General features: G+C 71.9%; 14 protein-coding genes, 1 tRNA gene and 1 pseudogene. 5 read left to right on the forward strand and 11 right to left on the reverse strand.

The window, feature by feature from the left end; all coding sequences use genetic code 11:
• Positions 1-268 precede the first annotated feature (268 nt).
• Positions 269-342 (forward strand) — tRNA-Met (locus V1258_RS01285).
• A gap of 233 nt (positions 343-575) precedes the next feature.
• Positions 576-1,232 carry an SGNH/GDSL hydrolase family protein gene (locus tag V1258_RS01290; protein WP_329748001.1) on the forward strand — a complete coding sequence of 219 codons (657 nt, stop codon included), beginning with the start codon at positions 576-578 and terminating at the stop codon, positions 1,230-1,232.
• Between the two features lie 18 nt (positions 1,233-1,250).
• Here V1258_RS01290 and V1258_RS01295 read toward each other — a convergent pair whose 3' ends face one another.
• Both V1258_RS01295 and V1258_RS01300 read right to left on the reverse strand, forming a co-directional pair.
• Entirely contained in the window at positions 1,251-2,069 is an 819-nt protein-coding gene (locus tag V1258_RS01295) for a C2 family cysteine protease (protein WP_329748002.1), read from the reverse strand.
• Between the two features lie 29 nt (positions 2,070-2,098).
• Positions 2,099-3,319 carry a pyrophosphate--fructose-6-phosphate 1-phosphotransferase gene (locus V1258_RS01300; RefSeq protein ID WP_329748003.1) on the reverse strand — a complete coding sequence of 407 codons (1,221 nt, stop codon included), beginning with the start codon at positions 3,317-3,319 and terminating at the stop codon, positions 2,099-2,101.
• A gap of 270 nt (positions 3,320-3,589) precedes the next feature.
• Between V1258_RS01300 and V1258_RS01305 the strand changes: the two genes are divergently transcribed.
• Positions 3,590-6,208 carry an esterase-like activity of phytase family protein gene (locus tag V1258_RS01305; RefSeq protein WP_329748004.1) on the forward strand — a complete coding sequence of 873 codons (2,619 nt, stop codon included), beginning with the start codon at positions 3,590-3,592 and terminating at the stop codon, positions 6,206-6,208.
• A 135-nt stretch (positions 6,209-6,343) separates the two neighbouring features.
• On the opposite strand, the gene V1258_RS01310 is transcribed toward V1258_RS01305, so the two are convergent.
• From V1258_RS01310 to V1258_RS01325, 4 genes are all read right to left on the reverse strand, one after another.
• On the reverse strand, positions 6,344-7,135 hold the full coding sequence (locus tag V1258_RS01310; RefSeq protein ID WP_329745259.1) for an inositol monophosphatase family protein: 792 nt from the start codon (positions 7,133-7,135) through the stop codon (positions 6,344-6,346).
• 115 nt (positions 7,136-7,250) lie between these two features.
• Entirely contained in the window at positions 7,251-8,297 is a 1,047-nt protein-coding gene (gene rsgA / locus V1258_RS01315; protein WP_329748005.1) for a ribosome small subunit-dependent GTPase A, read from the reverse strand.
• Entirely contained in the window at positions 8,294-9,622 is a 1,329-nt protein-coding gene (aroA, locus tag V1258_RS01320; protein WP_329748006.1) for a 3-phosphoshikimate 1-carboxyvinyltransferase, read from the reverse strand. The genes rsgA and aroA overlap by 4 nt, the downstream gene beginning before the upstream one ends.
• Before the next feature lie 2 nt (positions 9,623-9,624).
• Positions 9,625-10,191 carry a hypothetical protein gene (locus V1258_RS01325; RefSeq protein WP_329745262.1) on the reverse strand — a complete coding sequence of 189 codons (567 nt, stop codon included), beginning with the start codon at positions 10,189-10,191 and terminating at the stop codon, positions 9,625-9,627.
• A 277-nt stretch (positions 10,192-10,468) separates the two neighbouring features.
• On the opposite strand from V1258_RS01325, the gene V1258_RS01330 reads away from it, so the two are divergent.
• Positions 10,469-11,194, forward strand: a complete 726-nt coding sequence (locus V1258_RS01330) for a sigma-70 family RNA polymerase sigma factor (RefSeq protein WP_329748007.1) — start codon at positions 10,469-10,471, stop codon at positions 11,192-11,194.
• Positions 11,191-11,523, forward strand: coding sequence for a zf-HC2 domain-containing protein (locus V1258_RS01335; RefSeq protein ID WP_329748008.1), 333 nt, complete (start codon positions 11,191-11,193; stop codon positions 11,521-11,523). Before V1258_RS01330 ends, V1258_RS01335 begins: the two co-directional genes overlap by 4 nt.
• Positions 11,524-11,609: 86 nt before the next feature.
• Here V1258_RS01335 and V1258_RS15220 read toward each other — a convergent pair whose 3' ends face one another.
• From V1258_RS15220 to V1258_RS01355, 5 genes and pseudogenes are all read right to left on the reverse strand, one after another.
• Positions 11,610-11,684 (reverse strand): 50S ribosomal protein bL37, encoded by a 75-nt coding sequence (locus V1258_RS15220; protein WP_370297284.1) that lies wholly within the window; start codon positions 11,682-11,684, stop codon positions 11,610-11,612.
• Between the two features lie 99 nt (positions 11,685-11,783).
• Positions 11,784-12,428, reverse strand: a complete 645-nt coding sequence (locus V1258_RS01340) for a GDSL-type esterase/lipase family protein (protein ID WP_329745265.1) — start codon at positions 12,426-12,428, stop codon at positions 11,784-11,786.
• Positions 12,429-12,515: 87 nt separating this feature from the next.
• Positions 12,516-16,371 (reverse strand): annotated as a pseudogene (locus tag V1258_RS01345) (multifunctional oxoglutarate decarboxylase/oxoglutarate dehydrogenase thiamine pyrophosphate-binding subunit/dihydrolipoyllysine-residue succinyltransferase subunit).
• Between the two features lie 130 nt (positions 16,372-16,501).
• Positions 16,502-17,656 (reverse strand): sensor histidine kinase, encoded by a 1,155-nt coding sequence (locus V1258_RS01350; protein WP_329748009.1) that lies wholly within the window; start codon positions 17,654-17,656, stop codon positions 16,502-16,504.
• Between the two features lie 10 nt (positions 17,657-17,666).
• The gene (locus V1258_RS01355; RefSeq protein ID WP_329748010.1) at positions 17,667-18,488 is read right to left on the reverse strand and encodes a response regulator transcription factor; all 822 of its coding nucleotides are present in this window, start codon (positions 18,486-18,488) and stop codon (positions 17,667-17,669) included.
• Positions 18,489-18,822 lie beyond the last annotated feature (334 nt).

The raw sequence follows: 18,822 nt of genomic DNA on the forward strand, positions 1-18,822 counted from the left end.
CCGGGAACCCCCCCCCCCCAGTTCCCCCCCGAACCAACCGAGGGTCGAGTCGGCGGGCGCCGTCGTGTCCGGGGCGGAACAGCCCCGCCCGGAGCGGACCGGACCTCTCCGGGTCGGAACCGTCCTGTCCGGGCCGTTCCGCGGTGGTCTGGAGCGGTCCGCAGTGATGCCGGTGCCCGGTGAACTCCCCGTGAACGTGCGATGGCACACGTCCGAGGGGTCTCGCCTGGACTCGGCGGCCGGGTCGTCCTAGAGTTATCGATGTCGCCGCGGGGTGGAGCAGTTCGGTAGCTCGCCGGGCTCATAACCCGGAGGTCGTAGGTTCAAATCCTGCCCCCGCTACGAGTAAGGCCCCTTCTCAGCAGAAATGCTGAGGAGGGGTCTTTTGCTGTGCCCCCAGAGCCGCTCCACGGCGTCTGAGGGAGCATGTTCGGTGCAGGATGCTCCCTGAGGCGCCGCTACAGCGCGACGGGACCCCGGGGTCAAACGGGGAACATCCAGACGGCGGGGCCCAGGGCCAGGTGGGGGTCGGCGGGTCGCTCACCGTCGCGTCCCCCCGATGGCAGGATGTGCGCATGACCACGACGTCCGCGCCCACGCCTCGCACCCTCCTGTTCATCGGGGACTCCATCACCGACTGCGCTCGCGCCGAGGATCCGGCGGGTCTCGGCTTCGGCTACGTCCGCCTCCTCGCCGAGCACTTCGCGGCCCATGAGCCGACGGCCACCGTGATCAATCGCGGCATCAGCGGAAACAAGGCCCGGGACCTCCGCGCCCGGTTCGACGCGGACTGCCTCGACCTGAACCCGGACGTCGTGACGATCTACGTGGGCGTCAACGACGTGTGGCACGGCTTCACCAGCGGCGACGGCGTCAGCCACGCGGACTTCGAGCGGGACTACCGCTTCCTGCTCGACCAGCTCTCGGCGACCCGCCCGGGCGTCCCGGTGCTGCTCGTGGTGCCCTTCGTCGCCGATGTCGACGAGGAGAAGGCCGGGTATCACGGGGAACTCGACAAGAAGGTCGCGATCATCCGCGCCCTCGGCAAGGAGTTCGGGGCCGCGATCGTGGATCTCGAGGGGGTGCTCGAGGAGGCGTGGCGCGTGGGCCACACCCCGGCGAGCATCGCCGAGGACGGCGTTCACCCGACGATAGCGGGCCACCGCCTGCTCGCGGATGCGTGGCTGGACGTGTTCCGCACCGTCGACCACACCCTCGCCCGCTCGCGCTGACGCTCACCCGCCCGCTGCTCAGCGCAGCGGGCCGGTGACGTCCACGGAGAGGAAACCCCGGCGGAAGGTGCGCGCGTCGATGCGCAGCACCCGACCGGGCCGCACCGGATTGCGCAGCAGCACGTGGCCGGTCGTGGCGTCGGCGCCGACCACGGCGAAGACGTGGCTGGGCGGCAGCGGACCCTGAGTGGTCCCGACCCGCGCACTCAGCGGATGGGTCGACGCGGCGATCGCCCGGCCCTTCTCTCGCCACGCGAGGATCTGCTCGGCCGAGGGGAGCCGCAGCTGCGTGCGCACCCGCTCCCCGAGCAGCAGCTCGAGGCCGAAGCGGGCGAAACCGCGCTGCAGCATCCCGTACCCGCCTGCGACGTGTACCGCCACGGCCTTCTCGAGCACTCCGGCCCAGCCCGGGTTCGCGCCTTCGCGGCGTGCGTAGAGAAAGGTGCCATCGGCGCCGACCGGCATCCGTCGATCCACCACGATCGGCTCGGCCACGGCGGGCAGGCGCACCGCGACCCGGCCGTCCTCCTGCACCGTGAGCAGGTCCGTGAGGCGCTCGGGTGCGGTCTCGTGGATCGCGAGCATCGAGGCGATCACCCAGCAGTCGCCGAGCTGCCCCTGCTGGGGGCGGAGGGGCCGAGGGGAGTCCAGCGGGCCACTGTCCCAGCGCCATCCGACGGCGCGCGGGCCGGGCGGCGGATCCGCCAACCCCGTGCTCCGCTCCTCCCGCTCCTGGAACGCGAGAGCGCGCGCCCGCCCGGTGTGGGCGAGCGCGCGCAGGCTGCGGCGCCAGGTCCGCACGCGGGGACGGGGGAGGGGTGATCCTTCGGTGCTCATCGGCTCCTCCTCCCGTCCCGCGGGTCGGGTCAGTGGGCGGCCGTGGGGGTGATCGTCTGGCCGGTGCGCTCCATGACATCCGCGAACCAGGGCTGCTCGATGTCGAAGGCCTTGTGACCGGCGACCCGCTCGAACTCGACGGCGCGCAGCACGTTGCCGCGCTCCTCGTCGTGGCCGATGAGGCCCGAGCCGCCCTCGAGGGCGACCTGCACGGCCAGGTCGGTCATCGACTTGATCAGGCGCAGGTCCTCGGGGTTGGCCTTCGCCGACCGCGAGAAGTAGCCGGACTTCTGGACCATGACCTTCTCGGCGCCGAGCTTCTCGGCGAACTGCTTCGCGAACCACTGGCCGGGGTTGATGGTGTCGATCTTGACGTGGCCGAAGGGGTCCTTCTCCGGCTCCTCGCCGCGGGCCTGCATCTCGGCGACGATCTCGGGGATGCCCGCGCCCTCGGACAGGAAGATGTTCACGTTGCCCACCTCGTCCATGACGGTGCGGAGGCGCGCCGCCTCGGCCTCGATGTCGAGCGCCAGCTCGGGCAGGAACACGGCGTGCACGTCCCACTTCTCCGGGGCGAGGCCGATCTCGGGCAGCCACTCCTGCTTCGCGTGCCAGTCCTGGTAGTAGGCGGCGGCCTGGGCGGTGAGATAACCGCAGGCGCGGCCCATGATCTCGTGGACGATCAGCATGCGCGGGTTCGAGCCGTGCTCGGCGATGATGTTCTGCGCGAAGATGCTGGTCTGCTCCGCGGCGGACATCGCACCGAGGGACTGACGGATCGGCACGATGTCGTTGTCGATGGTCTTGGGCAGGCCCACGACCTGGAGCGGGTAGTCGTTGTCCGCGAGGTACTTCGCGAGATCCGCGGCGGTGGTGTTGGTGTCGTCGCCGCCGATGGTGTGCAGCACGTCCACCCCGTCGGCCTGGAGCTTCTTCGCGGCGACCTCGAGGGCGTTCTCACCCTCGGCGATCAGGCCGCGCTTGACGAGGTCCGCGGTGTTGGTGAGCTTCACGCGCGAGTTGCCGATGGGGGAGCCGCCGAAGTCGTGCAGCAGGCCGGCCTTCGCGCGGACCGTCTCGTCGACGACGATCTTCTCGTCGGAGAGCAGGCCCCAGTAGCCGTGCTTGTAGGCGATGATCTCGACGTCCGGTACCAGCTCGTTGTACCGCTCGATGAGGCCGCCGACGGCGGAGGACAGGCACGGGGCGTAGCCCCCGGCGGTGAGCAGTGCGACGCGCTTGACGGTCATGAGGCGAATCCTCCGAGAGTCCGGGAACGGGCGCGCGAGAGGGCAGGGGTTTCTCCCGACCTCCTCGCGACGCTGGGTCCGCTCATCGTAGCGAGGCCGCGCCGGACACGTCGCCGCGCCGGTCCCGACGGACGCCGTTCACCTTCTCGTCACAGTGAGGTGATGGACTTCTCGACGTTCCTCCTCGCCATCCGACGGTGCGCGCTCGCGCCCCTCCCGCCCCCAGTGCGCTCGCGCGAGGGCCGGTGGACCCTGCAGAAAGGCCTGCCCATGTCCCGCACCTCCCGTGCACCCCGTCCCCTGATCGCCCGCCTCGGCGCCCTCGCCGCGTGCGGCGCGATCGGTCTGACCGGCGCGCTCATGCTCCCCGCCCTCGCCGCCCCGGGCGAGTCCCACGGCGAGGCCCCGTACTTCACCCGCGTCGCGACCCTGCCGGCGTACGCGAACTCCGACGTCTCCGCGTCGGCGGTCGCCGAGATCTCGTCGGTCAGCCCCGACAGGATGACCGTGTACTCGACCGACGCCGGCGGCGGCCGCGTGGGCATCACCGACATCTCCGACCCGTCGAACCCCCGCCCCCTCGGCGGCGTGGACGTCGAGGGGGAGCCCACCTCGGTCTACGCCCTCGAGGACTACGTGCTCATCGTCGTGGACACCACCGACGGCGAGTTCACCGACCCCTCGGGCCACGTCTCCGTGCTCGACGCCGACACCCACGAGGTGATCCGCACCATCGAGCTCGGCGGGCAGCCCGACTCGATCGACATCACCTCCGACGGCTCCGACGCGTACATCGCGATCGAGAACCAGCGCGACGAGGAATTCACCCCCGAGGGCCTCGAGGAGGGCGACATCCCGCAGCAGCCCACCGGCTGGCTCGCTCACCTCGACCTCTCCGGTGACGTCGAGGGCTGGGACGTGGAGCGGATCGAGCTCGCAGGGCTGCCCGGCCTCACCGCCGCGGAGGACGCCGAGCCCGAGTACGTGAAGGTCAGCCCCGACGACTCCCGCGTGGTCGTGACCCTCCAGGAGAACAACGCCCTGGCCGTCATCGACGTCGCCTCCGGCGAGGTCCTCATGTCCTTCTCCGCCGGCTCCGCGACCGTCGAGAACGTGGACATCGAGGAGGACGGCGACATCACCCTGACCGAGACGATCACCGAGGAGCGCGAGCCCGACGCGATCGCCTGGATCGACGACACCCATGTCGCGACCGCCGACGAGGGCGACTGGCTCGGCGGCTCGCGCACCTGGACCATCTTCGACGTCACCACCGGCGAGGTCACCTGGAACTCGGGCTCGCAGATGGACCACCTCGCGGTCGAGATCGGCCAGTACCCGGAGAAGCGCTCCGACGCCAAGGGCACCGAGCCCGAGGGCATCGCCGTCGCCCGCTACGGCGACCGCACCCTCGCCTTCGTCGGCTCCGAGCGCGGCAACTTCGTCGCGGTCTACGACGTGACCGACCCGTCGGCTCCCGTGTACCAGCAGGCGCTGTCCTCGACCCCCGGCCCCGAGGGCCTGCTGCCCATCCCGGAGCGGAACCTGCTGGTCGTCTCCTCCGAGGAGGACGACGCGGAGGCCGGCGTGCGCGCCACCGTCCAGGTCTACGAGCTCGGCGCCGCGACCGACGAGGACCGCACGATCGTCTCCGGCCCCGACGCCGACGGCCTGCCGATCACCTGGGGCGCGCTCAGCGACATGTCCGCAGTGCCCGGCGCCGAGGGCGAGTTCGTCTCCGTCAGCGACTCGGGCTACACCACCTCCGCGATCTTCCGCATCGACGCCTCCGCGACCCCGGCCGTGATCCGCGAGCGGATCGAGCTGACCGGCGAGGACGGCTCCCCGCTCGAGTCCGATCTGGAGGGCGTCACCGCCCTCGTCGACGGCACCTTCTGGGTCGCCTCCGAGGGCGCCCGCGAGGACGACGGCACCTGGGAGATCCAGAACTCGCTGATGCACGTCGACGCCGACGGCCAGGTCCTCGAGACCGTGCTGCTGCCCGAGGACGTAGCGGACGGCCTCGCGAGCCGCGGCTTCGAGGGCGTCACCATCGCCGAGGACGGCGCGGCCCTGTACGCCGTGATCCAGGGCGTCGTCGACGGCGACCCGGAGAACAGCGCGCGCATCGCCCGCTACGACCTCGAGGCCGGCACCTGGAGCTACTGGGGCTACGAGCTCCAGACCACCGCGGTGGACGGTGACAGGATCGGGCTCTCCGCCATCGCGGACCTCGGCGACGGCCGCTTCGCCCTGGTCGAGCGGGACTCCCTGAACGGGCCCGACGCCGCGCTGAAGTCCGTCGTCACCGTCACCCTGCCGGGTGAGGGGGCGGCCGCCGGTGAGGCGCTGCCCCTCGCAGAGACCGTCGGCGAGCGCTACGACCTGCTGCCGCTGCTCGAGTCCACGAACGGCTGGACCCAGGAGAAGGTCGAGAGCCTCGCGGTCACCGCGTCGGGCGAGGTCTACATCGTCACCGACAACGACGCGCTCGACGACGCGAACGGCGAGACCCTCTTCGCCCGCGCCGGCTTCGTCGGCCCGGAGGGTGTGCAGGCCGAGGCACCCGCGGACGACGATGACGAGCAGCCCACGGAGCCGGCGGAGCCCACCGAGCAGCCGACCGAGCCGACGCAGGAGCCGGCCGCTCCCGCCGAGGAGCCCACCACCCCGGCGGCGAGCGACGGCGGCTCCGACGACAATGCAGCTGGCGGCACCGGCGGCTCCAGCAATGGAGGCACCGGATCCGAGCAGTCGGCCGATGGCTCCCGTCCGGGTGCTCTCGCCCGCACCGGCGCCCAGGGCGTCGTGGCGCTGGTCGCCGGGGCGCTCGGCCTGACCGCGCTGGGCGGCGGCGCGCTCGCCCTCCGCGCCCGTCTGCGCCGCTGATCCCGCCCGCGGGAGCAGTTCCCGCGGAACGACGCAGCGTCCCGGTCCCCGTCGTGGGGGCCGGGACGCTGTGCGTTCGGGGGCGGATCGTTCAGTGGGCGCGTCCGGGAGCAGACCCGGGGCGACTCGGGGCGCTCAGTCCTCGCCGGTGAGCGCGGCGAGGACGTCCTCGTGGAGCAGACCGTTGCTCGCGACCGCGCTGCCGCCGAAGCAGCCCGGCTCGCCCTCGAGGGAGGTGAAGCGGCCGCCCGCCTCGGTCACGATCGGCACCAGCGCGGCCATGTCGTGCAGGGCCAGCTCGGGCTCGCAGGCGACGTCCACGGCTCCCTCGGCGACGAGCATGTAGGACCAGAAGTCGCCGTAGGCGCGGGTGCGCCAGAAGCGCTGCATGAGGTTCAGCATCTCCCGCAGCCGCTCGCGCTCGGCCCAGCCGTGCAGCGACGAGTAGGACAGCGAGGCCTCCTCGATGCGGTCCACGCCCGAGACCTGCAGCCGCGTCGCGCTGCTCAGCCGGGAGCCGGTCCAGGCCCCGGCGTCCGTCCCGCCCCACCAGCGGCGCCCGAGGGACGGCGCGGAGACCAGACCCACGACGGGGCGGCCCTCCTCGATGAGCCCGATGAGCGTCGCCCAGACGGGCACGCCGCGCACGAAGTTCGCGGTCCCGTCGATGGGGTCGATCACCCACTGCCGGGGCGAGGACCCGGTCGAGCCGAACTCCTCCCCGATCACCTGGTCGCGGGAGCGGGAACGGGAGAGCTGGGCGCGCACCAGCTGCTCGGCGGCGCGATCGGCATCGGTGACCTCGGTGAGGTCCGGCTTGGTGGAGACCTCGAGGTCCTGCGCCTTGAAGCGGGACATCGTCAGCTGGTCCACGGCATCGGCGAGCACGTGGGCCAGGCGCAGGTCATCGGCGTAACGGCTGGACATGGGGCTCAGCCTAGGGGGAGGACCCCGCGGTGACCGGGAGCGACGCGGGGGCGGCGGCGCCGAGGCGTCCTCCGGGCGGGAGGGGGAGAGCTCCGAGCGGCCGACGGCGGACGGTTCAGAGCGCCCAGGGGTCGTTCTTCCGCAGCGCGACGGCGAGCCGGCGGAAGGAGGTCAGCCGGGCGGGGCCGGCGCTGCCCGCGGCGCCCGCCTCGACCTGCTCGTCGAGCGCGCAGTCCGGGGCGTCCTCGAGATGGGTGCAGCCGCGAGGGCAGGACTCCGCGAGGTCCGCGAGGTCCGCGAAGGCGTCGAGCAGCTCGTCGGGGTCGACGTGGCCGAGTCCGAAGGAGCGCACCCCGGGGGTGTCGATCACCCAGCCGCCGGCGCCCTCGGGCAGGGGCATGGCGAGCGCCGAGGAGGAGGTGTGCCGGCCACGACCGGTCACGTCGTTCACGTGGCCGGTGGCCCGGTCGGTGCCGGGCACGAGCGCGTTCAGCAGCGTCGACTTGCCGACCCCGGAATGGCCGATGAGCACGCTGACCCGCCCCGCGAGCCGCTCGCGCAGCGCGTCGAGCCCGTCGATCCCGCCCGCGGCGGTGCGCTCGGTCACCACGTGCTCGAGGCCGAGCGGGGCGTAGGTGGTGAGGAAGTCGTCGGGCGAGCGCAGGTCCGCCTTGGTGAGCACCAGCAGGGCATCGATCCCGGCGACGTACGCGGCGACGAGGCAGCGGTCGATCATGCCGCCGCGCGGCTCGGGGTCGGCCAGCGCGGTCACCATCACCATCAGGTCCACGTTCGCGACCAGGGGCCGCTCGGTGGGGTCGTCGTCGTCCGCGGAGCGGCGCAGGAAGGAGGAGCGCTCCTGGATCCGCACGATCCGGGCGAGGCTGCCGTCCCGGCCGGAGGTGTCGCCGACGAGCCCCACCAGATCGCCGGGGACGACGGGGGAGCGGCCGAGCTCCCGGGCCCGCATGGCCGTGACCTCGCGGGGCGAGTCGGGGCCGTCCTCGACGACGGTGCGCCAGCGGCCCCGGTCCACGGAGACGACGCGCGCGGTGATCGCGTCGGCGTGGGCGGGACGGTCCTTCGTCCGCGGGCGGGAGCCGCGCCGGCTCGGCCGTACGCGGACGTCGGACTCGTCCCAGTCGCGTCGCGACCTGCTCACGCGTTCCCGTTCGCCGGCATCTCGGTGTGCAGCATCGACAGCCACATGCCCTCGAAGTCGGGGAGGGTCTTGCGGGTCGTGGCGATGTCGACCACCTGCACGTCCGGGACGCGCAGCCCGATGATCGCTCCCGCGGTCGCCATGCGGTGGTCCTCGTAGGACTCGAAGACGTCGCCGCGCAGCGGGCCCGGGGTGATCTCCAGCCCGTCCTCGAGCTCGACGGTGTGCGCCCCGATCTTGGTCAGCTCGGTGGCGAGAGCCCGCAGCCGGTCGGTCTCGTGACCGCGCAGATGCGCGACCCCGGTGATCCGGGAGGGCGAGTCGGCGAGGGCCGCGAGGGCCGCGATGGTGGGCACGAGCTCGCCGACGGCCGACATGTCCGCCTCGAGCCCGTGGATCGCCCCGCTGCCGCGCAGCGTCATCGCCCGGCCCTCGCGGAACACCTCACCGCCCATGCGGGTGAGCAGGTCGCGGTAGGCATCGCCGGGCTGGGTGGTCGAGCGGGGCCATTCGTCGATCGAGATGGTCCCGCCGGTCACGAGGGCCGCGGCGAGGAAGGGACCCGCATTGGAGAGGTCGGGCTCGACGGTGATGTCCAGGGCGTGCACGTCGCCGCGGCTGACGGTCCACACCGGGCGTCCCAGCTCGTCGCGGTGCGCCGCGGCCTCGATACCGACTGCCTGGAGGGTCTCCAGGGTCATCTCGATGTGCGGCAGCGAGGGCAGCGTCTCGCCGGTGTGCACCAGCTCGAGATCCCCCTCGCCCCTCGCCCCGACGAGCAGGGCGTTGGAGACGAACTGGCTCGAGGCGGAGGCGTCGAGCAGGATCCGACCGCCCGCGAGCCGACCGGTGCCGTGGACGGTGATCGGCAGGTGCCCGGGCACGCCGTGCTCGGTGACCTCGACCCCCTGCTGGCGCAGCGCGTCGATCACCGCGTGCATCGGTCGGACCAGCGCCGCCTCGTCCCCGGTGAAGCGCACGTCGCCGTGGTGGAGCGCGGCGAGCAGCGGCACGAAACGCATCACCGTTCCGGCGAGGCCGGCATGGATCTCGATCGGCTCCGCGGGCTCGACCGTGGCAGGGGGGATCGGCGTGATCCGGAGCGAGTCGCCGGCCACCTCGAGGGTCGCGCCGAGCCGCTCGAGGGCGTCGCGCATCAGGCGGGTGTCGCGGGAGACCAGCGCTCCGCGCAGCTCGGAGGGACCCTCCGCGGCGGCGGCCAGCACCATCCACCGGGCGGTGAGCGACTTCGAGCCCGGAACGCGCACCAGGGCGTCGACGGGCCCGTCGGCGACGGGAGCCCGCCAGAGCACCTCGGAGGCCACGGTCAGCGCTTCTGGTCGGCGAGCTGCTTCTGCGCGGTCTGCACCGCGTCACGAGCCTGCGCCTCCAGCTTGCCGGCCTTCTTCTCGAGGCCCTTCTGCGTGGCGGCGGCCTTCTTCTGGCTGCGCTCGACGAACTTGTTCACCTGGTAGCCGAGGGACGGACGTCCGTCGTGGTCCACGGCGGCGAGGAGCAGGCCGCCGAGCAGACCCGCGTCGGTGAGGATCGACTGGATCTCGGTCACCCGCTCCTCCCCGCGCAGCTGCAGCACGTTGCGGCGACCGGCCCAGCCCACCGAGGTGGTCGCGAGCAGCGCGAGGGCGGCGAGGCGCGGGTTGCGGTTGGTCGCGTAGAGCACGCCGGCGCCGGCGGCGACCACTCCCGAGACGCGGATGATGGTGCGCGCGTCGACGAAGGAGGGCAGGGAGGTCTTGGCGAGGCTCGCGTCCGCCGCGTCGAACGCCGGCGGGTAGACCTCGATCTCCCGCTCCGGGCGCAGGGCGGTGCGCACACCCTCGAGGATGAAGGGTGCAGCGAGCAGGGGACGGGCGATGCGGCGGACCAGGGCCATGGTGTCCTCACGTTCTGGGCGTTCTCGGGCGGAGGCGGCCGCAGGGCCGACGGACGGCGTCGGCGGTCGCCGGGTCCACACTACCGCGCACGCGTGATCCGCAGGACAGCGGGAACACACCCGGGACCCCGGACGTTGAGTGTGAGGACGAGACAGGACGAGACAGGACGAGAGAGGACGAGGAATGACCGCAGCGGTGCTCCCGCAGCCCTCCCCGTGTCGCGACGCGCCATCGACCGCCCGCGCAGCAGGCCTGCCTGACGTAGGTTGGGACGCGATGAACGCGACCGACCCCGCTCCCTCCGATCTACTCGGACCTCAGGGCACTCCCGACCCTCAGGGACCTCAGGGCTGCCCGCACACCGAGGTGCCCGAGCCCACGGCGGACTCCGAGACCGCGGAGCCCTTCGACTTCGAGGCCGAGGCGCTCTCCCACGTCGACTCCCTCTACGGCGGCGCGCTGAGGATGACCCGCAATCCTCATGACGCCGAGGACCTCGTCCAGGAGACCTTCATGAAGGCCTTCCGCGCCGCGGACCGCTTCACTCCCGGTACCAACATGCGTGCCTGGCTGTACCGGATTATGACCAACAACTACATCTCGACTTATCGCAAGCAGCAGCGCCGCCCCAAGGAGGCGTGGACCGACACGGTCGAGGACTGGCAGCTGGCCGAGGTCGAGTCGCACAGCTCGCGGGGCCTGCGCTCGGCGGAGAACGAGGCGCTGGACCACCTGCCCGACTCCGCCGTGAAGGAGGCGCTCGGCGAGCTGCGGGACGACTACCGGATGGCGGTCTACCTCGCCGATGTCGAGGGCTTCGCCTACAAGGAGATCGCGGAGATCATGGACACGCCCATCGGCACTGTCATGTCCCGCCTCCACCGCGGCCGCGGCCAGTTGCGCGAGAAGCTGACGGACTATGCGGTGACCAGCGGTTACCTGCGCCCTGCGCGCGAGAACGAGACAACGACCGGCCGCGCCGATCGGGAGGAGGAACGATGAGCGAGGACCGCACCGGGGTGACGCCTGACGCCGAGACCGCGCGGGAGGCGCGCTACCGTCTGGCCGAGGCCCTCGACGGCGAGCTGCCGCGCGAGACAGTCGATCGCATGCTCGACCACGCCGCGGGCTGCGTCGAGTGCCATGACGAGATCGAGCGCCTGCGCCGACTCAAGGAGCTGGTGCGCCGCAGCTGCGTCGACCGCGCCCCGAGCACCCTGCGGGAGCGGATCGCCGTCCAGTGCCGCACCGTGTCGGTGACCAGCCGCGCGGACGGCACCGCCGCCTCCGTGCGCATCACCACCACGCGCCGGGAGATCACGGGTCCCTGAGCCGAGCTGCCCCGCAACAGAAGACCGGAGGCTCCTCCCCGAATGGGGAGGAGCCTCCGGTCTTCTCGCGCAGGGCGCGATCACGGTCAGGCGTTGGGGCGCTTGCCGTGATTCGCGCCGCTCTTGCGACGGGACTTGCGCTTGCGGCCTCGCTTGCTCATCACGATCTCCTTCCTCACCCGGGTAACCCGACGATTGTGCCACAGTGCCGTCGGAGCACCGAGGGTCCTTCTCTCACCGGCCCCGCGATGGGGCGCACCTCACGCGGAGGTGCCCAGCCAGCTCCCGAAGCCGCCGTGCAGCACGAGCCAGGCCATCAGCCCGTATCCCGTCTGCCCGGGATGGTCGCCGCCGGAGCGCGCGATGTCCGACTCCCACTGGTCGTGGCCGGAGAGCCCGCCGACCGTGTCGATGTAGGGCACCCGCCGGCGCGAGCAGACGTCCTCGAAGGCGGCGGACAGCTCGCGGACCCCCGCGGTGGTGCCCGCATCGCGGCTCGGCGGCGGGCCGACCACGAACACCGGGACGCGCAGCCGCTCGAGGCCGTCGAGGACCTTGGCGAGGTTCAGTCGGGAGCGGGCCAGGGACAGGCCGGAGGCGACGTCCGCACGGCCGAGGGCCAGGACCACCTTGTGCTCGATGCTGCCGTCGGCCTGTGCCTCGGCGTCGGTGCGCAGCCGCACCTCCTCGTCCCACCGCTCCGCGAGCGCGGCGGACGTCTCGCCCGGCAGGGCCGCGGTGAAGACGTCCACCCGGTTGTCCGCTCCCTGCTCGCTGGCCACGGCCCGACCGAGCCAGCCGAGCACGCGGGCGTCCCCGACGCCGGCGAGCAGCTCGTCGCCGAGGGCGATCAGACGGATCCGGGACTCCGCGGACGGAGCGGACTGCGTGGGCACGGACTGCACCGAGACCTCCAGGGGTGGGGATGGGGACGACCACTGTAACGGCGGGCTGCGGCGAGGGGCGAACCCTTGCCGCAGTCCGCCGTCAGCTCAGGACTCGAAGGCCCGCACGAGCAGTTCCTCCTGCTCGCGCTTGTGGGTCGAGGTGGAGCCGGTGGCCCGGCGAGGCCGAGGCGGGACGGGCGACGACCTTCAGCGTGCGACCGACGGAGACCGCGAAGTTCATGGCCATGAACCCCCAGGCGCCCTGGTTCTCCGGCTCGTCCTGGACCCACACCAGCTGCGCGTCGGGGTAGGCGGAGAGGATCGAGGCGAGCTGCTCGGCGGGCAGCGGGTACAGCTGCTCGACCCGCACGATGGCGGTGTCCTCGGCGCCGATCTGCTCGCGGCGCGCGACCAGGTCCCAGTAGAGCTTGCCCGAGACCAGCAGCACACGGCGCACCGCGGCGGGATCCGCGGTGGTGTCCGGCAGGACCGGCTCGAAGGTACCGGTGGTGAAGTCCTCGATCGGGCTGACCGCGGCCTTCAGGCGCAGCATCGACTTCGGGGTGAAGACGATCAGCGGCTTCTTCGGCTCGGTGAGCGCCTGCTTGCGCAGCAGGTGGAAGTAGCTCGCCGGGGTCGAGGGACGGGCCACGCGCATGTTGTCCTCGGCGCACAGCTGCAGGAAGCGCTCGATGCGGGCGGAGGAGTGGTCCGGGCCCTGGCCCTCGTAGCCGTGGGGGAGCAGCAGCACCACGGAGGAGTTCTGGCCCCACTTCTGCTCGGAGGAGGAGAGGAACTCGTCGATGATGGTCTGCGCGCCGTTGACGAAGTCGCCGAACTGCGCCTCCCACAGGACGAGCGACTCGGGGTTCTCGACCGAGTAGCCGTACTCGAAGCCGAGCGCTGCGAACTCCGAGAGGGAGGAGTCGTAGACGTTGAAGCGCGCCTGATCCTCGGACAGGTAGGACAGCGGGGTCCAGGTGTCGCCGTTCTCGTGGTCGATGAGCACGCTGTGACGCTGCACGAAGGTGCCGCGGCGCGAGTCCTGGCCGGCCAGGCGCACGCGGGTGCCCTGCATCAGCAGGGAGCCGAACGCCAGCAGCTCGCCGAACGCCCAGTCAACGCCGCCCTCGACGGCCATCTGCTCGCGGCGCGAGAGCACCGTGGCGAGCTTGGGGTGGACCGTGAAGCCCTCGGGGACCTCGCCGTGCGCCCGTCCGATGCGCTGCAGGACGGAGGCGTCCACCGCGGTCTCGACCGGCTCCGCCGGGCCCGAGGACCGCTGGGCGGCCGGCAGCTCCAGGCCCTGCACGCTCTCGGACGGATCCGCGTCGGAGCTCGAGCGGTTCGCGGCGAAGGCCTCGTCGAGGTGCTGCTGGAAGTTGCGCACCAGGCCCTCGGTCTCCTCCTCGGTGAGATCGCCGCGCTCGATCAGGGCCTCCATGTACAGCTTGCGCGTGGAGGGCTTCTCCTGGATCAGGCGGTACATCTCCGGCTGGGTCATCGAGGGGTCGTCGCCCTCGTTATGACCGCGGCGGCGGTAGCAGACCATGTCGATGACCACGTCGCGGTGGAACTTCTGGCGGTACCGGAAGGCGATCTCGGCGACGCGCACGCAGGCCTCGGGGTCATCGCCGTTGACGTGGAAGATCGGCAGCTGTGTCGACTTCGCGACGTCCGTCGAGTAGTACGAGGAGCGGGACGAGTCGGGCAGGGTGGTGAACCCGATCTGGTTGTTGATGATCACGTGGATCGTGCCGCCGGTGCGGTAGCCGCGCAGCTCCGAGAGGTTCAGCGTCTCGGTGACCACGCCCTGGCCCGCGAAGGCCGCATCGCCGTGGACCAGCACGGGCAGCACCGGGAACTCCTCCGGCCGTTCGAGGCGGTCCTGCTTGGCGCGCACGATGCCCTCGAGCACGGGGTTGACGGCCTCGAGGTGCGAGGGGTTCGCGGCGAGGTAGACCTTGGTGGTCTCGCCGTCGTGCGAGGTGTAGGTCCCCTCCGTGCCCAGGTGGTACTTGACGTCGCCCGAGCCCAGGGTCTGGCCGAAGTTGCCCTCGAACTCCTGGAAGATCTGGCCGTAGCTCTTCCCGGCGAGGTTCGAGAGCACGTTGAGGCGGCCGCGGTGCGACATGCCGATGCACACCTCGTCGATGCCCTCGTGTGCGGCGCCGTGGAGGACCGCGTCGAGCATAGGGATGACCGACTCGCCGCCTTCGAGGGAGAAGCGCTTCTGGCCCACGAACTTGGTCTGCAGGAAGGTCTCGAACGCCTCCGCGGCGTTGAGGCGGTCCATGATGTGCGTGTGCTCGGCCTTGTCGAAGGCGCGCCGCGGGGTCTCCATCTCGCGCTGCAGCCAGGCCCGCTCCTCCGTATCGGAGATGTGCATGTACTCCACGCCGATGGACCGGCAGTAGGCGTCGCGCAGCACGCCGAGGATGTCGCGGAGGGTCATCTCCTCCTTGCCGCCGAGGCCGCGGGTGGGCCAGGTGCGGTCGAGGTCCCAGAGGGTGAGCCCGTAGGTCTCGACCTCGAGATCGGGATGGCTGCGGACTTTGTAGCGCAGCGGGTCGGTGTCGGCCATGAGGTGGCCGCGCACGCGGAAGGAGTGGATGAGGTCCATGACGCGGGCGAGGCGCTCGGACTTCGAGTCCTTGAAGGGGTTGTCCGGCACCCAGCGGATGGGCTGGTAGGGCAGCCGCAGCGAGGCGAAGACGCGGTCGTAGAAGCCGTCCTTGCCCAGCAGCTTGTCGCTCATCCGCTTGAGGAACTCGCCCGAGGCGGCGCCCTGGATGATGCGGTGGTCGTAGGTCGAGGTCAGGGTCATGACCTTGGAGACCGCGAGCTCGGCGAGGGTCGCGGGGCTCGCGCCCTGGAACTGCGCGGGGTAGTCCATCGCGCCGACGCCGACGATGACGCCCTGGCCCTGCATGAGGCGCGGGATCGAGTGGACGGTGCCGATGCCGCCGGGGTTGGTCAGCGAGACCGTCGTCCCGGTGAAGTCCTCCATGGTCAGCTTGCCGGCGCGGGCCTTGCGCACGACCTCCTCGTACGCCTTCCAGAACCCCTGGAAGTCGAAGCGCTGGGCGGCCTTGATGTTGGGGACCACGAGCCCGCGGGAGCCGTCCGGCCGGGGCATGTCGATGGCCAGGCCGAAGTTGACGTCCTCGCGCTGGAGGAGGAGCGGCTTGCCCTTCTCGTCGACCGAGAAGCCGTTGTTCATGTCGGTGATCTCGGTGATCGACTCGATCATCGCCCAGCCGATGAGGTGGGTGAAGGACACCTTCCCGGCGCGATTGCGCTTGAGGTGGTTGTTGATGACGATCCGGTTGTCGAAGAGCAGCTTGACCGGCACGTCGCGCACGGAGGTCGCGGTCGGCACGGCGAGCGACTCGTCCATGTTCCGCACCACGGCGGCCGCGGGGCCGCGCAGCTTCACGGCAGTGGGCTCGCGCACCTCGACGGCCGGGATCTGCGCGGTGGTCGTGGGGACCTTCGCGGGGCGGTCCGAGGTGGTCGAGACGGCCGGGGTCGCGGGGGAAGCGTTCACGGGGGCGGGGTCCTTCGCGGTGGGGGTGGTGGCCGGCGCGGGCGTCGCCGGGGCCGGATCGGCGGGAGTCGCGTCGGCGGGAGGTGAGTCAGCGGGCTGCGGGTCGGCCGGTGCCGTCCCGGCAGGGGCCGCGGCGTCGTGATCCTCCGGGACGGAGGTCGCAGCGGCGGACGCCGCGGTGGTGGGGGCCGCGCCGTCGGCGCCGGTCCCGGTCGGCTCCTGCGACGCTGCAGGGGCCGATGCCGTGGGGGAGGAGCTCACGGGAGACGACGGACCCGTGGCGGCGAAGTGCTCCGCCCAACTGGGGTCCACGCTCGAGGGATCCTCCGCCCATTGCTCGCGCAGTGCATCCACGAGCCATTGATTGGGGCCGAACTCCGGGGTTCCGGAGCCGTGTGTCTGCTGTGACACTCTGAGATCGCCAGCCTTCTCGAATCGAGCGGTACGGATGCGTCCAGCCTAACGGAGCGGGCGCGACCAGGTGGTGCGCACGGAGGGCCTACCGACGGCCTGCGGGGTGGGGGTCGTCACGTGGGCGCGATCACGTCGGGTCGTCGGGCAGGACGACGCGGATTAGGGAGGAGCGGCCGTCCTCCGCGGCCTCGCTGCGCGGGTCGTCGAGGACCTCGATCGTGCCGCCGTGCAGTCCCACGGCCCAGCGGGCGATCGCGAGGCCCAGCCCGGTCCCGCCGGAGGAATCCGAGCGCCCTCCGCGCTGGAAACGCTCGAACACGCGGTCGCGGTCCTCCCGCGCGATGCCGGGCCCTTCGTCGTGCACGTCGATCAGCACCCCGTCGTCGGCCGCGGTGCGCGCGGCGCCGACACGGATCCGACCCCCGGCGGGCGAGTGCCGCGCGGCGTTCTCCAGCAGGTTGTGGATCACCTGGTGCACGCGGGCGGCATCGGCGAGGACCCGCAGGTCCGGCGGCTCCACCTCGACGGTCCAGCGCACATCGCGCCCCCCGGACGCCAGGGCGGCGGAATCGACCACCTCGTGGAGGAAGGGGGTCAGCTCGATCTCCTCGAGATCGAGGTCGATCACGCCGGCGTCGAGCCGGGAGAGGTCGAGCAGGTGGTCCACGAGCAGGGAGAGCCGCTCGGTCTCCGACAGGGCGACGGAGAGCGCGGCCAGGTCGGGCTCGGTGACCCCGTCGACCAGGTTCTCGAGCTGGGCCCGCAGACCGGCGACCGGGGTGCGCAGCTCGTGGGAGACGTTCGCGACCAGGTCCCGGCGCATGCGGTCGGTCTGCTCGAGCTCCGCGGCCATGGCGGAGAAGGCCGAGGCCAGCTGGCCGACCTCGTCCCGGCTCGTGGTGCGGACGCTCTGCGTGTAGTCGCCGCGGGCCATCGCCTGCGCCGCCCGGGTCATCTCCCGCAGGGGCGAGGTCATGCCGCGGGCCAGGACCTGGGTGAAGACCAGGGCGATGAGGACGACCAGCGGCAGGGCGAGCAGCGGCTCGATGCCGGCCCGGATCGAGACCTGGGTGAGCAGCGCGGCGAGGGTGACCACGAGGGCGACGAGCACCCCGAGCTTCACCTTGAAGGAGCGGACGCTGTCCAGCGGCCGCACGTCGAGCCGGTCCGGGACGCGACGCCGACTCCCTCGTTCCGGGCGGACCGGGCTGTCCGCGTGGACTGTGCGGACCGGGGCGCCGGGCGGCTGCGCCTCCGGCCCCGGCGCGGCGAGACCGCTCATGCGGCGGGCGTCATGAGGTGGAGCGGGGGTCCGCCCCGGCGGCGGGGGAGGAGACGCCGTCCCCGGCGGGGGCGGGCTGCTCGGGATCGTCCTCCTCGGGGATCTCGAGCGCATAGCCGACGCCGTGCACGGTGCGCACCAGATCCGCGCCGAGCTTCCGGCGCAATGCCTTGACGTGCGAGTCGACGGTGCGGGTGCCCGTCGCGTCGACCCAGTCCCAGACGTCCGCGAGGAGCTGCTCCCGGGTCAGGACCGTGCCGGGAGCGTTGGCGAGGCACAGCAGCAGGTCGAACTCGGTGGGGGTCAGGTGCGCCGGGAGGCCCGCGCGCATCACCCGTCGGCCCGCACGGTCGATCACCAGATCGCCGATCTGCAGGGCGACCTGTTTCTCCTGCTCACTCGGGGCGACCGGGGCGGTCCGCCGCACCCGGCGCAGCAGCGCCTTCAGCCGGGCCACCAGCTCCCGCATGGAGAAGGGCTTGGTCATGTAGTCGTCGGCGCCGACCCCGAGGCCCACGAGCATGTCCGTCTCGTCGTCGCGCGCGGTGAGCATCAGCACCGGGACCGGCTCGTCGGCCTGGATCCGACGGCAGACCTCGAGCCCGTCGAAGCCGGGGAGCATCACGTCGAGCACGACCACGTCGGGCCGCATCTCCGCGACCGCGCGCACGCCCGAGGGGCCGTCACCGGCGGTCGAGACCTCCCAGCCCTCCGCGGTGAGTCGGTCCGCGATGGCCCGGGTGATGGTCGGCTCGTCCTCGATCACGACGACGCGCACCGGCGCGGACGCGGTGGAGCTGCTGGTGGGAGCGGCCTGCTCAGGGGTCGACATGCCGACACTCTAGACCGGGGCCCTCCACGTCGCCTCGGAATCGGGAGCCACCCGCGGAGCGGCCCCGCACTGTGAGCCGGGTCCCCCGCGACCGGGCGCGAAGGTCACGGGACGTGCTCCTCGCGACCGGGCTCGTCAAGACTTCCCCCACTTCGGGGCGTGACGGCAAAAACTTGGCAATGAGCCGGTTGACGTGCTCGTCTCTCGCCCGGGATGCCCCGTAGCGTGACTGCGGTTGTTCGGCGACGCGTACTTCCCCTGTCCTGCGTCCCGGGACAGACGCGAGAACACGGAATCAGTACGGTCGTTGAGGAAGCAGGTCGAGACGTGGCGA

Origin of the sequence: Brachybacterium sp. J153, from assembly GCF_036311905.1 — a bacterium.
Classification (GTDB): Bacteria; Actinomycetota; Actinomycetes; order Actinomycetales; family Dermabacteraceae; genus Brachybacterium.

Bases quoted from the DNA above. Each gene is read 5' to 3' on its own strand.
- V1258_RS01290 (WP_329748001.1), top strand. From the start codon at position 576: ATGACCACGACGTCCGCGCCCACGCCTCGCACCCTCCTGTTCATCGGG.
- V1258_RS01295 (WP_329748002.1), bottom strand. From the start codon at position 2,069: ATGAGCACCGAAGGATCACCCCTCCCCCGTCCCCGCGTGCGGACCTGG.
- V1258_RS01300 (WP_329748003.1), bottom strand. From the start codon at position 3,319: ATGACCGTCAAGCGCGTCGCACTGCTCACCGCCGGGGGCTACGCCCCG.
- V1258_RS01305 (WP_329748004.1), top strand. From the start codon at position 3,590: ATGTCCCGCACCTCCCGTGCACCCCGTCCCCTGATCGCCCGCCTCGGC.
- V1258_RS01310 (WP_329745259.1), bottom strand. From the start codon at position 7,135: ATGTCCAGCCGTTACGCCGATGACCTGCGCCTGGCCCACGTGCTCGCC.
- V1258_RS01325 (WP_329745262.1), bottom strand. From the start codon at position 10,191: ATGGCCCTGGTCCGCCGCATCGCCCGTCCCCTGCTCGCTGCACCCTTC.
- V1258_RS01330 (WP_329748007.1), top strand. From the start codon at position 10,469: ATGAACGCGACCGACCCCGCTCCCTCCGATCTACTCGGACCTCAGGGC.
- V1258_RS01335 (WP_329748008.1), top strand. From the start codon at position 11,191: ATGAGCGAGGACCGCACCGGGGTGACGCCTGACGCCGAGACCGCGCGG.
- V1258_RS01350 (WP_329748009.1), bottom strand. From the start codon at position 17,656: ATGAGCGGTCTCGCCGCGCCGGGGCCGGAGGCGCAGCCGCCCGGCGCC.
- V1258_RS01355 (WP_329748010.1), bottom strand. From the start codon at position 18,488: ATGTCGACCCCTGAGCAGGCCGCTCCCACCAGCAGCTCCACCGCGTCC.